Origin of the sequence: Bifidobacterium samirii (assembly GCF_003952945.1) — a bacterium.
In the GTDB taxonomy this organism is placed as follows: domain Bacteria; phylum Actinomycetota; class Actinomycetes; order Actinomycetales; family Bifidobacteriaceae; genus Bifidobacterium; species Bifidobacterium samirii.
This window is the reverse complement of sequence record NZ_QXGK01000015.1, coordinates 18661-31812: the sequence shown is the minus strand read 5'-3', so window position 1 is coordinate 31812 and position 13152 is coordinate 18661. Positions and strand designations below refer to the sequence as shown.

11 protein-coding genes are annotated in these 13152 nt (G+C 68.6%); 9 read left to right on the top strand and 2 right to left on the bottom strand.

Translation table 11 applies throughout. From position 1 onward, the window contains the following. Window positions 1–89 precede the first annotated feature (89 nt). The 3 genes from D2E24_RS07475 (at window position 90) to groL (ending at window position 3008) form a co-directional block, all read left to right on the top strand. Window positions 90–797, top strand: coding sequence for a LytR C-terminal domain-containing protein (locus tag D2E24_RS07475; RefSeq protein WP_125968719.1), 708 nt, complete (start codon window positions 90–92; stop codon window positions 795–797). A 158-nt stretch (window positions 798–955) separates the two neighbouring features. Beyond that, window positions 956–1159 carry a cold-shock protein gene (locus tag D2E24_RS07470; RefSeq protein ID WP_125968718.1) on the top strand — a complete coding sequence of 68 codons (204 nt, stop codon included), beginning with the start codon at window positions 956–958 and terminating at the stop codon, window positions 1157–1159. Window positions 1160–1394: 235 nt separating this feature from the next. Continuing rightward, entirely contained in the window at window positions 1395–3008 is a 1614-nt protein-coding gene (groL, locus tag D2E24_RS07465; protein WP_125968717.1) for a chaperonin GroEL, read from the top strand. A 193-nt stretch (window positions 3009–3201) separates the two neighbouring features. On the opposite strand, the gene D2E24_RS07460 is transcribed toward groL, so the two are convergent. Beyond that, complete coding sequence (locus D2E24_RS07460) at window positions 3202–3492, bottom strand: WXG100 family type VII secretion target (protein WP_125968716.1); 291 nt, start codon at window positions 3490–3492, stop codon at window positions 3202–3204. Window positions 3493–3654: 162 nt separating this feature from the next. On the opposite strand from D2E24_RS07460, the gene D2E24_RS07455 reads away from it, so the two are divergent. The 5 genes from D2E24_RS07455 (at window position 3655) to D2E24_RS07435 (ending at window position 8911) form a co-directional block, all read left to right on the top strand. After that, entirely contained in the window at window positions 3655–4599 is a 945-nt protein-coding gene (locus tag D2E24_RS07455) for a TPM domain-containing protein (RefSeq protein ID WP_164521059.1), read from the top strand. Window positions 4600–4732: 133 nt separating this feature from the next. After that, complete coding sequence (locus D2E24_RS07450; protein WP_125968714.1) at window positions 4733–5473, top strand: response regulator transcription factor; 741 nt, start codon at window positions 4733–4735, stop codon at window positions 5471–5473. Beyond that, window positions 5470–7350 carry a sensor histidine kinase gene (locus D2E24_RS07445; RefSeq protein WP_241222914.1) on the top strand — a complete coding sequence of 627 codons (1881 nt, stop codon included), beginning with the start codon at window positions 5470–5472 and terminating at the stop codon, window positions 7348–7350. Before D2E24_RS07450 ends, D2E24_RS07445 begins: the two co-directional genes overlap by 4 nt. Before the next feature lie 88 nt (window positions 7351–7438). Next, the gene (locus D2E24_RS07440) at window positions 7439–7828 is read left to right on the top strand and encodes a cold-shock protein (RefSeq protein ID WP_125968713.1); all 390 of its coding nucleotides are present in this window, start codon (window positions 7439–7441) and stop codon (window positions 7826–7828) included. A 3-nt stretch (window positions 7829–7831) separates the two neighbouring features. Next, window positions 7832–8911: a DUF3027 domain-containing protein gene (locus D2E24_RS07435; protein ID WP_125968712.1), complete on the top strand. Its 1080-nt coding sequence runs from the start codon at window positions 7832–7834 to the stop codon at window positions 8909–8911. 86 nt (window positions 8912–8997) lie between these two features. Here the strand turns inward: D2E24_RS07435 and D2E24_RS07430 are convergent, their stop codons facing one another. Further along, on the bottom strand, window positions 8998–9957 hold the full coding sequence (locus D2E24_RS07430) for a universal stress protein (protein ID WP_125968742.1): 960 nt from the start codon (window positions 9955–9957) through the stop codon (window positions 8998–9000). Window positions 9958–10100: 143 nt separating this feature from the next. Between D2E24_RS07430 and D2E24_RS07425 the strand changes: the two genes are divergently transcribed. Then, complete coding sequence (locus D2E24_RS07425; RefSeq protein WP_125968711.1) at window positions 10101–12683, top strand: ATP-dependent Clp protease ATP-binding subunit; 2583 nt, start codon at window positions 10101–10103, stop codon at window positions 12681–12683. The last annotated feature ends 469 nt before the right edge of the window (window positions 12684–13152 follow it).

The window sequence follows — 13152 nt, the reverse complement described above, 5'->3', positions numbered from 1 at the left end:
CGGCCGTGCCGGGGCGTGCGGCCGTCCCGCTTGTGGCGGGCGAGGGGGACGGTTAGACTCGTGCGTAGCTTTCGATGGAAGGGATGACCATGACGAAGAACGACAAGGCGACCTACGAATCGTACGACCGCGACGAGTTCGACGAACCCCCGGTCGGCCCGGTGGGCGTCCACCGCGGCTCGCGGTCGGTCGCCTCCCGCGTGCTCCCGTACGTGGTCGTGCTCGTCGTCGCCGCGCTGGTGGGCGCGCTGGCATGGGGCGTGTCGACCGGCGAGCTGGGCAAGATGATCGAATCGTGGAGGCCCACGCAGTCCCAGCAGGCCGACGCCGACAAGAAGGCCGACTCCGACGAGGAGGATGACGCCGACACGTCCGATGACGCCGACGCCGACAAGGACGCCGACGCCTCCTCCGACGGCGCCCAGAGCGACGGCGAATCCGCCGACGCGCAGGACCAGACCGGCCAGGATGCGGCCGACGGAACCCAGGATGCGGACGGCCAGGACGCCCAGCAGCAGACCGCGGAGCCGAACCGGGCGACCTCGGTGCGCGTGGTCAACGGCTCCGGCATCGCCGGATACGCCGGCCAGCAGGCGGCGGTCCTCCAGCAGGCCGGCTACACGAGCGTCGAGGCGGCCAACCCGGCCTCCGAGGCGCTGCCGGCGGGCAACGTCGTGTGGTATCAGAACGAGACCGATCTGGCGACGGCCAACGACGTGGCCGCCACGCTCGGCATCGCCGACGTGCAGCAGGTCTCCGGGCTTGCGGTGCCCGTCGTCGTGATGCTGATGAACTGACGGAAAGGCTCCCCGAAACCCCGGTAACCCCCGAAACCGTTCCCGGCCATGCCCCCCGCTACAATGGGAAGGTCGCGAGGTTGGGGGAGCGCGATTTGGGTTGTGTGTGTTCTTCCGTGCCGTCCGCGATGTTCGGATATCCAAGGAAAGAATGATTTATGTCACACGGAACCGTGAAGTTCTTCAGCGCTGGCAAGGGGTACGGATTCATCAACCCGGAGGATGGCGGCGACGACGTGTTCGTCCACTATTCGGTGATCGAGTCCGACGGCTTCAGGACGCTGCAGGAAGGAGAGAAGGTCGAGTACGAGGCCGTGCAGGGTCCTAAGGGCATGCAGGCCACGAAGGTCGTCAAGCTGTAACGACGGCCGGGCGAGACCTCGAAGCGAGCTCGAAGGGGCTTCGGAGCGATCCGGAGCCCCTTTTCGTTTGCCATCAGCGCAATCATGCCGTCCTGTTGGCACTCGGGCACCGAGAGTGCTAACCTGACCAATTAGCACTCGGGGGCCGAGAGTGATAACCGGTGGCTGACGGCCGGCACCGCCCGACTCCCGCAGTGGAACCATCTACCGTGAAGTCATGTGGAGGATAGACACCATGGCAAAGATCATCGCATACGACGAGGAAGCCCGTCAGGGCATGGTCGCGGGCCTCGACAAGCTCGCCAACACCGTCAAGGTGACGCTGGGCCCGAAGGGCCGCAACGTCGTCCTGGACAAGGCCTACGGCGCCCCGACCATCACCAACGACGGTGTGTCCATCGCCAAGGAGATCGATCTGGACGATCCGTTCGAGCGCATCGGCGCCGAGCTGGTCAAGGAAGTCGCCAAGAAGACCGACGACGTCGCGGGCGACGGCACCACCACCGCCACCGTGCTGGCCCAGGCCCTCGTGCACGAAGGCCTGAAGAACGTGGTCGCCGGCTCCAACCCGATCGCGCTGCGCCGCGGCATCGAGAAGGCCTCCGAGGCCATCGTCAAGGAGCTCGTCGCCGCCGCCAAGGACGTCGAGACCAAGGAGCAGATCGCCGCGACCGCGACCATCTCCGCCGCCGATCCCGAGGTCGGCGAGAAGATCGCCGAGGCCCTGGACAAGGTCGGCCAGGACGGCGTCGTCACCGTCGAGGACAACAACCGCTTCGGCCTGGACCTCGACTTCACCGAGGGCATGCGCTTCGACAAGGGCTACATCGCCCCGTACTTCGTCACCAACGCCGAGGACCAGACCGCCGTCCTCGAGGATCCGTACATCCTCCTGACCTCCGGCAAGGTCTCCAGCCAGCAGGACGTCGTCCACATCGCCGAGCTGGTCATGAAGACCGGCAAGCCGCTGATGATCATCGCCGAGGACGTCGACGGCGAGGCGCTGCCGACCCTGATCCTCAACAACATCCGCGGCACCTTCAAGTCCTGCGCCGTCAAGGCCCCGGGCTTCGGCGACCGCCGCAAGGCGATGCTGCAGGACATGGCCATCCTGACCGGCGCGCAGGTCGTCTCCGACGAGCTCGGCCTCAAGCTGGACTCCGTCGACCTGTCCGTGCTCGGCTCCGCCAAGAAGGTCATCGTCTCCAAGGACGAGACCACCATCGTCTCCGGCGCCGGCTCCACCGAGGACGTGGCCGCCCGCGTGGCCCAGATCCGCGCCGAGATCGAGAACACCGACTCAGACTACGACCGCGAGAAGCTGCAGGAGCGCCTCGCCAAGCTGGCCGGCGGCGTCGCCGTCATCAAGGTCGGCGCCGCGACCGAGGTCGAGGCCAAGGAGCGCAAGCACCGCATCGAGGACGCCGTGCGCAACGCCAAGGCCGCGATCGAGGAGGGCCTGCTGCCGGGCGGCGGCGTCGCCCTGATCCAGGCCGCCGCGAAGGCCGAGAAGGACGTCAAGCTCGAGGGCGACGAGGCCACCGGCGCCGCGATCGTGTTCCGCGCCATCGAGGCCCCGATCAAGCAGATTGCCGAGAACGCCGGCCTGTCCGGCGCCGTCGTGATCGACAAGGTCCGCTCCCTGCCGGACGGCCAGGGCCTGAACGCCGCCACCAACGAGTACGAGGACCTGCTGGCCGCCGGCGTCACCGACCCGGTCAAGGTCACCCGTTCCGCCCTGCAGAACGCCGCCTCCATCGCCGGCCTGTTCCTGACCACCGAAGCCGTGGTCGCCAACAAGCCGGAGCCGGCCCCGGCCGCTGCCGCCGGCACCGACATGGGCTACTAAACCCACCGTCGCGCACTCGGACGGCATGATGCCGCTCCGCAGTCCGCATGACTGACGACGAGGCCCCGGACCGCACGCAACGTGCGATCCGGGGCCTCGTCGCATCCGCGCGACCGTGCGGACGAGGCGAGGCCCGGACGGCCGTCTCCGCGCGCATCCGCGTAGGCGACCGTCCGGGCGGGCGGACGCCCGCTCAGCCGGCGAAGAGCATCGCCGCCTGCGCCTCCGTGTCCGCATACAGCGACGACGCCGAGGCGAGCGAACGCTGGATCGACTCCAACGACGCCTCCATCTGCCGCTGCGCCGCCTGCCACTGCCGGGCGACGGCGGCGAACTGCGTCGCCGCACCGCCCCGCCACACGCCCTGCAGCGCATCCAGATTCGCATACATGCCGTTGACCGCCTGCCGGATCGCGTCGACGGACGCGTTCACCGCCGCCGCCGACGAGGCGATCTGCTCGGAATCTACCTGAAACTGCGCCATGATGGCCCCCTTTCATCGGGGAACACGGGCCCCTCCCGCGTTCCGATACCGCGTCCGGCTTTGGCGAAGCCGGCCGCTAAGGTGGACGATATGACAAAACGCGGTATCGGGTATGGAAAAACGACCACTGTGGTCGAACGCTTCGCTCACGGCGTGTCGCCAATGATCGCAACGCTTCTGACGCTTCTGACGACACTGGCCGCCATCATGTGCCTGGCGATGCCGCCGACGGCGCTCGCCGACGACGGCGACGCCGCCGATACGGGGGACGCCTCGTCGCAGACGCAGACCGCCACGTCGGGCGCCGGCGCGATCACCGACATCGACAACCTGCTGGGCGGCGACCTGACGCATGTCTCCGACCGCATCGACGAGGTGAAGGAGAAGACCGGCGTCTCGGTGCGCCTCATGTACCTGCCCACGTTCGGCGAGATCGACGACTCCGACCAGTGGGCCAAATCCGTGCTCGAGGCGCTCTCGCCCGAGAAGAACACGGTCATGCTCGCCGTCGCCTCCAACGACGGCAAGATGGTCGTGGCCGTCTCGTCGAACTCCGACGAATGGCTGCGGCGCAAGACCACCGTCGACGCGCTGTCGGACGCCGCCGCCGGCCCGCTGCAAGGAGCAACGGCCGACTGGTCCGGCGCCGCCGATGCGATGATGGACGAGCTGGTGCGCCAGAAGCAGACGTCGACCTCGTCCTCGTCGGTCACGGTCGGCATCGCCGTGATGGGCGGCGTGCTGGTCGTGCTGGTCGTGGTCGTCGGCGCCACCGCGTTCGTGCGCCATCGCGGCGCGCACAGCGGCGACGCGGTGAAGCGCTCGGCGAAGGCCAGGACGAAGGGCGGTGCGAAGTCCGGATCGAAGAGCGGCGGAACGAATCGGGACGACGGCCCGGCATCGGACGCCGACGATGCGTCGGACGCCTCCGGCGGCACCGACGCCGCCCCGACCGTCAGCGCCGAGGAGACCGCGCAGTTCGAGGCGTTCCTCAAGGCGAGCGCCGAGCAGGAGTCCGGCCATCCGGTCGACGACCGCGGCCGTCCGCTCACCCGACGCGAGCTGCGTCGGCTGCGCGAGGCGGAATCGGGGCGCAAGGGGCGCTGACCCGTGGCGCGCGTGCGGACGGCGGCGTGGCCGTCCGCACGCGGGCGTCATCCGCACGTGGGGTAATCATCCGAACGCGAAGCATCAGCGGATATTCAGAAAACCTTCAGCAAAGGACGACATGCTGGTGCGCATGAGTAAGCCCATCGAAGCATCGATCGTCGTCGTGGACGACGAACCGTCCATCCGTGAACTGCTTGTCGCATCCCTGCATTTCGCCGGTTTCGAAGTCGCCACCGCGGCGTCCGGCTCCGAGGCCATCGAAGTGATAGAGAAGACCCAGCCCGACCTGATCGTCCTCGACGTGATGCTGCCGGACATCGACGGCTTCACCGTCACCCGCCGTATCCGCCAGGAGGGCATCGACGCGCCGGTCCTGTTCCTGACCGCCCGCGACGACACGCAGGACAAGGTCATGGGACTGACCGTCGGCGGCGACGACTACGTGACCAAGCCGTTCAGCCTCGAGGAGGTCGTGGCCCGCATCCGCGCGATTCTGCGCCGCACCCGCGAGCAGATCGAGGACGACCCGATCATCCGCGTCGCCGACCTGGAGATCAACGAGGATTCGCACGACGTGTCGCGCGCCGGCCAGCCGATCGACCTGAGCCCGACCGAATACAAGCTGCTGCGCTACCTGATGGACAACGAGGGCCGCGTGCTGTCCAAGGCGCAGATCCTCGACCATGTGTGGCAGTACGACTGGGGCGGGGACGCGGCGATCGTCGAATCGTACATCTCCTACCTGCGCAAGAAGGTCGACGGCATCATGGTGACCGACGAGAACGGCGAGACGCACAAGGTCGCGCCGCTGATCGAGACCAAGCGCGGCATCGGCTACATGATCCGCGCCCCGCGCAACACGGGCGCATGATCGGCATCGAATCGGGCGCCGGCATGCCCGGACCGTCCGGCGTGCGCGCCGACGCCCATCCGGGAGCGGGGGAGCATCGCGAATCATGGTTCGCGCGCCACATCCGCCGCAGGATCGACGCGGTGTCGCTGGGCTCCAAGCTCGTGGCGTGCATCATCGTGCTGCTCACGCTCGGCTCGTTCGCGCTGTCGTTCTCGATCCGCCAGCTGGTGAGCAGCTACATGATGGAGAAGATCGACACGCAGCTGATCAACCAGGCGGAGCTCGTGTTCAACAACATCGAGCTGCTGCGCCAGTCGAGCGGCACGACGGAGAACTCGCCGTCGATGACCAGCTACTTCCTGCAGGCGCGCGACAAGACGAACGGCAAGACCGAGAACCTGCTCGTCCCGGCGCTCAAGGGCGGCGTGGATTCGGTGCCGGTGCTGCCGCGCGACGATTCGGGCGTGACGTTCGGCCAGCCGTTCACGACGGCCGCGGCGATCTCGTTCGACGCCGATTCCGCCTCGGCGTCGTCGTCGACCGCCGACCATGCGACGCTGTCGCGCGCCCGCTCGCCGTGGCGCGTCGTGGCGATGCGCTGGGTCGACAAGACCACCGACGGCGACAGCTACGTGCGTGGCGTGATCTACGTGGGCCTGTCGCTGAGCGATTCGATCGACACCACCAACACGCTCACCCGCTACAGCGCGATGGTCGGCATCGCCGTGGTGCTGCTGGGCGGCGTCATCGGCTCGATCGTCGTGTCGGCGACGCTCACCCCGCTCAAACGCATCGAGAAGACCGCGGCGAAGATCGCCGCCGGCGACCTGAGCCAGCGCGTGCCGTCCGCCCCGGAGAACACCGAGGTCGGCTCGCTGTCCGCGTCGCTGAACGCGATGCTGGCGCGCATCGAGCAGAGCTTCCGCGAACAGCAGGAGACCACCGACAAGATGAAACGGTTCGTCTCCGACGCCAGCCACGAGCTGCGCACCCCGCTGGCCGCGATCCACGGATACGCGGAGCTGTACAAGATGCAGCGCGAGTTCCCCGGCGCGCTGGAACGCGCCGACGAGTCCATCGCGCACATCGAGGCGTCCAGCTCGCGCATGACCGTGCTCGTCGAGGACCTGCTGTCGCTGGCCCGTCTCGACGAGGGCCGCGGCATCGACCTGACCCAGCAGGTGCCGCTCACCGCGGTCGTGTCCGACGCGACCGACGACCTGCACGCGCTCGACCCCGAACGCGGCATCCGCGTCGGCTCGCTCGAACTCGAACCGTCCTCCGACGGCTCCGGCTCGCGCTTCGCCTTCCGCGAGGGCGCGATGCCCGACGTGACCCTGTCGGGCGACGGCTCGCGTCTGCGCCAGGTCGTCACCAACATCGTCGGCAACATCCACCGCTACACGCCCGCCGATTCGCCGGTCGAGGCCGCCATCGGCGTGCTGCCGGCGTCGATCAGCCCCGAGTCGCTGTCGCGCATGCCGTCCACCGAGACGTCGCTGCGGCATCTCATCGAGGCGATCGAGGTGGGCCAGTCGATGCAGGTGGGCATGAACTACGCGATCGTGCGCTTCAGCGACCACGGTCCGGGCGTGCCCGAGGAGTCCCGTTCGCAGATCTTCGAACGCTTCTACACGGCCGACCCGTCGCGCGCCCGCCTCAAGGGCGGCACCGGATTGGGCATGGCGATCGCGCAGTCCGTCGTCAAGGCGCACCGCGGATTCATCTGCGCCACGCAGACCGACGGCGGTGGTCTGACACTCACCGTCGTGCTGCCCGTCGCCCCCGTCGAACCGAAGATCGAGCCCGTGCCGGCCGAGACCGCGAAGCGCGGATGGATGACGAAATCGGACTCGCGCACGGCGAAATCCGAGCGTCGCACCCGCCAGCGCTGAACAGGCCATACGGTAGACTGTCTTTGGTTTGACAGCGGCGGGCACGGGGCCCGCCGGCAATTGAGGCGAAGAGCGAGGTGTGATCACGATGCCCAGTGGACGAGTGCGTTGGTTCGATGCGAACAAGGGATATGGCTTCATCACGACGGAGGACGGCAAGGACGTGTTCCTGCCGGCGGCCGCCCTGCCCGCCGGCGTCACCACGCTGCGCAAGGGCGCCAAGGTCGAGTATTCGGTGGTCGAAGGCCGCCGCGGACCGCAGGCGATGGGCCTGAGCCTCGTCGAGACGGCGCCGTCGCTCGTCAAGGCCACCCGACCCAAGCCCGACGACATGGCCGCCATCGTGGAGGACCTCATCAAGCTGCTCGACGGCGCCGGCACCAGCCTGCGCCGCCACCGCTACCCCTCCCAGGCGGAAAGCCGCAAGCTGGCCACGCTGCTGCGCGCCGTGGCCGACAACTTCGACGTTCAGGACTGATTCATGCCCGACACGACTATGGACCCCATCGCCCTCGCCAGGGAGATCGCGATCGACACCGCCGAGACGGCCGAATCGGTCGGCGACCTCGTCGCCCAGGCCGAGGCGGGCGACCACGTGACCGACTTCCGCTTCGCCTGTCTGGCGAAGGGCTACGAAGGCTGGCAGTGGTCGGTCACCCTCTACCATGACGACGAACTCGACCGTTGGACGGTCAACGAATCGTCGCTGCTGCCCACCGACGAGGCGCTGCGGCCGCCGGCATGGATCCCGTGGAAGGACCGTCTGGAACCCACCGACCTGTCGGTGACCGACTCCATCGGCACCGACCCGGACGACCCGCGCATGGAACCCGGCTTCCGCAGGACCGTCGCCGCCGACACGGCCGACGGGGATGCGGCTGACGGTGCGGCCGCGGGCGAGGGCGATCATGAGACGCCCGCCGGCGCCGACAACGAGACGGCGACGCCGGACGGCACGACCGACATGGCATCGTCCGCCGATGCCGCGGCCGTCGCCGGAACCGACACCGGCACGGAGGCGTCTGCGGACGGAGAGCCGGGCGAATCCGGCGACGGCGAGGCCGAGCCGGCCCCGGCCGTCACGTCCGAGGAGGACGTCGACGACGCGGTGCGCGCGTTCGACCTGTCGCGCCGCCACGTGCTCACGCCGCTGGGCCGCGCGCAGGCCGCCAAGCGCTGGTACGAGGGCCCGCACGGCCCCAAGGCGCTGTCCACCAAGACCGCCGCCGGCAACGCGTGCGCCGACTGCGGCTTCTTCGTGCCGCTGACCGGCGAACTGGGCGCGATGTTCGGCGTGTGCGCCAACAAGTGGAGCCCCGACGACGGCCGCGTCGTCTCGATGGACCACGGCTGCGGCGAGCATTCCGAGATCGAGCCGCCGGAGCCGACCCCGCTGTGGGTGCAGTCCAAGCCCGCGTACGACGACCTGCACATCGACATCGTCGAACAGCTGTCGCGCGAGGAGCTCGCCCAGATCGAGCTCATCGAACGGCTCACCGCCGACGGCATCGAGATCGGACGCGGCGTGATCGTGCTGCGCTCCCAGCTGCCGCGCGACTGACCGCGGCACGGCAACGGACATGAGAAAGGGTCTCCCCTCGGGGAGACCCTTTCCGCGTATATGGCCGGAGCGGCCCGTCGCGCCCGTCAGTGGACGACGGTGAGCGTCGACTCGGCGAGCGTGACCAGCTGCTTGGACACCGATCCGAGGAAATGCGCGTCCAGACCCGACAGGCCGCGCGAGCCGATCACCAGATGGCCCGCATAGCGCGACGCGGTGATCAGACCCTTGACCGCCGAGATGTGGAACGCGTGCGCCTGCACCTCAACGCCCTCGGGCAGGTCCTCGCCGGCCAGCATGTCCGCCAGCATCCGCTCGGCGCGCTGCTGGCCCTCGGTCATCGGCGCGATCGCGTTCTCATAGCCGGGGATCACGCCCAGATCGCGCAGCTGCCAGCAGAACAGCACCTGCAGCGGCACCCCATGCACCTGCGCCTCGTGCGCGGCGAACGCGAGCGCCCGACGCGACGTGGGGGAGCCGTCGACGCCGACGACGACCGGCCGTCCGCCGCCGGTCCCGGTGCGCGCCTGCCCGGCCGGGTCGGCGCCGGGGGCGAGGGTCTGGGCGATCGCGTCCTGCATCGTCTCGTCCTCGTCGGAGAAGATGCGCACGACGGTGACGGGCACGCTCGCGGATTCGGCGAGCGATGCGGAGAACGAGCCGGTGAACCAGCGTGCGACGCGGCCCAGCGACCTGCGGCCGACGACGATCTGCTGGGCGTCGCGGCCGATGCGCAGCAGCGCCGCGGAGCCGGACGCGTGCACGGAGGTGAGCGTCACGTTGTCGCCGGTCAGGTCGTCGGAGCCGGCGATGGCCTCGTCGACCCAGGTGCGCAGCCGGTCGACGATGCGCGCGCGGGCCTGCTCCCACGCGGCCTCGCTGTCGGGTTCGGCGCCCATGTCCCACGAGCGGGTCCAACCGTAGACGGCGTTGACCTTCTGGCCGGTCAGCCGCGATTCGCGCAGTGCCCAGCGCAGGGCGGCGAACGATTCGTCGGAGCCGTCGACGCCGACGACGATGTCGGCCATTGTGGTGGTGTCAGTCATCATGCCTCCTCACCGATGAGCGTGCAGATACGTCCAGCATATCGTCGCCGGTTGCGTTCTGAGCGCAATCGGGCGTGGAAACGCGGGAAACGTCACCGTGAATCGGTAGAGTGGTCTGAGCTAACAAGAGTGGAAGGACAAGCATGTTCGAACGGTTTACCGACCGTGCCCGGCGCGTGATCGTACTCGCGCAGGAGGAGGCGAGAGCCCTCCAGCACAACTACATCGGCACCGAACACCTGCTGCTCGGTCTGATCCGTGAGGGCGAGGGCATCGCCGCGAAGGCGCTCGCGTCGAAGGGCGTGACCCTGGAGGACACCCGCAAGCAGGTCGAGGAGATGATCGGCAAGGGCAACGCGACCCCGGGCGGTCACATTCCCTTTACTCCGCACGCCAAGCAGGTGCTGGAACTGAGCCTGCGCGAGGCCCTGCAGCTGGGCCACAGCTACATCGGCACCGAGCACATCCTGCTCGGTCTGATCCGTGAGGGCGAGGGCGTGGGCACGCAGGTGCTCATCAAGATGGACGTGGATCTGGGCGAGCTGCGCAGCGCGACGATCGACATGATCCGCGGCAATTCGGCGTCCGGCGACGGCAAGGGCGAGCTGGCGAACGCGGGCGGCGTGCAGGACAAGCGCGGCCAGTCCGGTTCGGCCATCCTCGACCAGTTCGGCCGCAACCTGACCGACGAGGCGGCCCAGGGCAAGCTGGATCCGGTCATCGGCCGTTCGCAGGAGATCGAACGCGTGATGGTGGTGCTGTCGCGCCGCACGAAGAACAATCCGGTGCTGATCGGCGAGCCGGGCGTCGGCAAGACGGCGGTCGTCGAGGGCCTGGCGCAGAAGATCCACGCGGGCGACGTGCCGGAGACCCTCAAGGGCAAGCAGGTGTATTCGCTCGACCTGGGTTCGATGGTGGCCGGCTCGCGCTACCGCGGCGACTTCGAGGAGCGTCTCAAGAAGGTGCTCAAGGAGATCAAGACGCGCGGCGACATCGTGCTGTTCATCGACGAGATCCACACGATCGTGGGCGCCGGCTCCGCCGACGGCGCGCTGGGCGCGTCCGACATGCTCAAGCCGATGCTGGCTCGCGGCGAGCTCCAGACCATCGGCGCGACCACGACCGACGAGTACCGCAAGTACATCGAGAAGGACGCGGCGCTCGAACGCCGATTCCAGCCGATCCAGGTGCACGAGCCGTCGATCGCGGAGACCATCGAGATCCTCAAGGGCCTGCGCGAACGCTACGAGAACCACCACAAGGTGACGATCACCGACGGTGCGCTGCAGTCCGCGGCCGAACTGTCGAGCCGCTACATCCAGGACCGCAACCTGCCCGACAAGGCCATCGACCTGATCGACGAGGCCGGCGCGCGCCTGCGCATCCGCCGGCTGACCGCCCCGCCGGAGCTCAAGGACCTCGACCAGCGCATCGCGCGCCTGGCCGAGCAGAAGGACGAGGCCATCAAGGGCCAGGACTTCGAGAAGGCCGCCGAACTGCGCGACAGCCAGGAGAAGCTGGAGGCCGAGCGCAAGGAGCGCGAGAAGGCGTGGCGCGAAGGCGAATCCGACGTGCGCATGGTCGTGGACGAGGACGTGATCGCCGAGGTCATCTCCAACACCACCGGCATCCCGGTCGTCAAGCTCACCCAGGCCGAATCCAAGAAGCTCATGGGCATGGAGGCGGAGCTGCACAAGCGCATCATCGGCCAGGACGAGGCCGTGACCGCGCTGTCGCGTTCGATCCGTCGCGCCCGCGTGGGCCTCAAGGACCCGAAGCGCCCGTCCGGCTCGTTCATCTTCGCCGGCCCCACCGGCGTGGGCAAGACCGAGCTGGCCAAGACGCTCGCCGAATTCCTGTTCGACGACGAGGACGCGCTGATCCGCGTCGACATGTCCGAGTTCTCCGAGAAGTACGCCGCGTCGCGCCTCTTCGGCGCGCCCCCGGGATACGTCGGCTACGAGGAGGGCGGCGAGCTCACCGAGAAGGTGCGCCGCAAGCCGTTCTCCGTGGTCCTGTTCGACGAGATCGAGAAGGCCCACCCGGACATCTTCAACACGCTGCTGCAGGTGCTCGACGACGGCCACCTCACCGACGGCCAGGGACGCAAGGTGGACTTCAAGAACACCATCATCATCCTGACCACGAACCTGGGCACGCGCGACATCGCCAAGGCCGCCAACACCGGCTTCAATCTGGGCGTCAACACCGAATCCAGCTACCAGCGCATGAAGGACCAGGTGTCCAGCGAACTCAAGCAGCAGTTCCGCCCCGAGTTCCTCAACCGACTCGACGACATCATCGTGTTCCGCCAGCTCAGCGAGACCGAAGTGCGCCGGATCGTGGACCTGGACGTCGACCGCCTCAACGACCGCCTGTTCGACCGCCACATGACCCTCGAACTGACGACCGCCGCCAAGGACCTGCTCGCGCAGAAGGGCTTCGACCCGCTGCTGGGCGCCCGCCCGCTGCGCCGCGTCATCCAGCGCGACATCGAGGACGCCATCTCCGAGAAGATCCTCATGGGCGAACTCGAGGACGGCCAGAAGGTGGTCGTGGACGTGAAGGGCGACAGCATCCTCGACGAGGACTTCACGTTCACCGGCGAGGCGCTCGCCGCCGAGCCGACGGCCGAGCCGACCGCGGACACGCCGTCCGACGGCGCCCCGGACGCCACGGGCGAGGCGACGGCCGGACCCGCCGCATCCGAACCCACGGACGAGTAGCCACATATGGCCACGAGGCTCCGTCCCGCACCCCACGGCCGACGCGCATGCGCCGGCCACGGGGGCGCGGGACGGAGCCTCGTCGCATATGTGCGCCTTCGCGCGGTCCGCCGCAATGCCTCGGCGGACGCCGACGGAGGCCCATCATGCGCGACGCACGACGGCGTGTCCAACGCCGGCGGGACCATCGTCAGCAGCACCAACGTCGACGGAACCGCCGGCAGGCAGGGAGGACGCCTATGCGCCGCGAATTCATGACCATCTACCGGGCGCGCTTCTCCGTACGCCACAATCCCGACGACCCCGGTCGCACCGGTCGCACCGGACGGACCGGACACGACTGCGGCCCGGACGCCGCCGACGGCATCGACGGCACGATCGACACCATCGCGCGATGCGTGCACGACTGGCTGCAGACCGCCTACGACGGTACGGAACGCGGATGGAAACCGGAGGACGGCACCCCATC

Coding starts and splice junctions, on each gene's coding strand:
- D2E24_RS07450 (WP_125968714.1), top strand. CDS start 4,733: ATGAGTAAGCCCATCGAAGCATCGATCGTCGTCGTGGACGACGAACCG.
- D2E24_RS07440 (WP_125968713.1), top strand. CDS start 7,439: ATGCCCAGTGGACGAGTGCGTTGGTTCGATGCGAACAAGGGATATGGC.
- D2E24_RS07425 (WP_125968711.1), top strand. CDS start 10,101: ATGTTCGAACGGTTTACCGACCGTGCCCGGCGCGTGATCGTACTCGCG.
- D2E24_RS07460 (WP_125968716.1), bottom strand. CDS start 3,492: ATGGCGCAGTTTCAGGTAGATTCCGAGCAGATCGCCTCGTCGGCGGCG.
- D2E24_RS07430 (WP_125968742.1), bottom strand. CDS start 9,957: ATGACTGACACCACCACAATGGCCGACATCGTCGTCGGCGTCGACGGC.
- groL (WP_125968717.1), top strand. CDS start 1,395: ATGGCAAAGATCATCGCATACGACGAGGAAGCCCGTCAGGGCATGGTC.
- D2E24_RS07435 (WP_125968712.1), top strand. CDS start 7,832: ATGCCCGACACGACTATGGACCCCATCGCCCTCGCCAGGGAGATCGCG.
- D2E24_RS07470 (WP_125968718.1), top strand. CDS start 956: ATGTCACACGGAACCGTGAAGTTCTTCAGCGCTGGCAAGGGGTACGGA.
- D2E24_RS07455 (WP_164521059.1), top strand. CDS start 3,655: ATGATCGCAACGCTTCTGACGCTTCTGACGACACTGGCCGCCATCATG.
- D2E24_RS07475 (WP_125968719.1), top strand. CDS start 90: ATGACGAAGAACGACAAGGCGACCTACGAATCGTACGACCGCGACGAG.
- D2E24_RS07445 (WP_241222914.1), top strand. CDS start 5,470: ATGATCGGCATCGAATCGGGCGCCGGCATGCCCGGACCGTCCGGCGTG.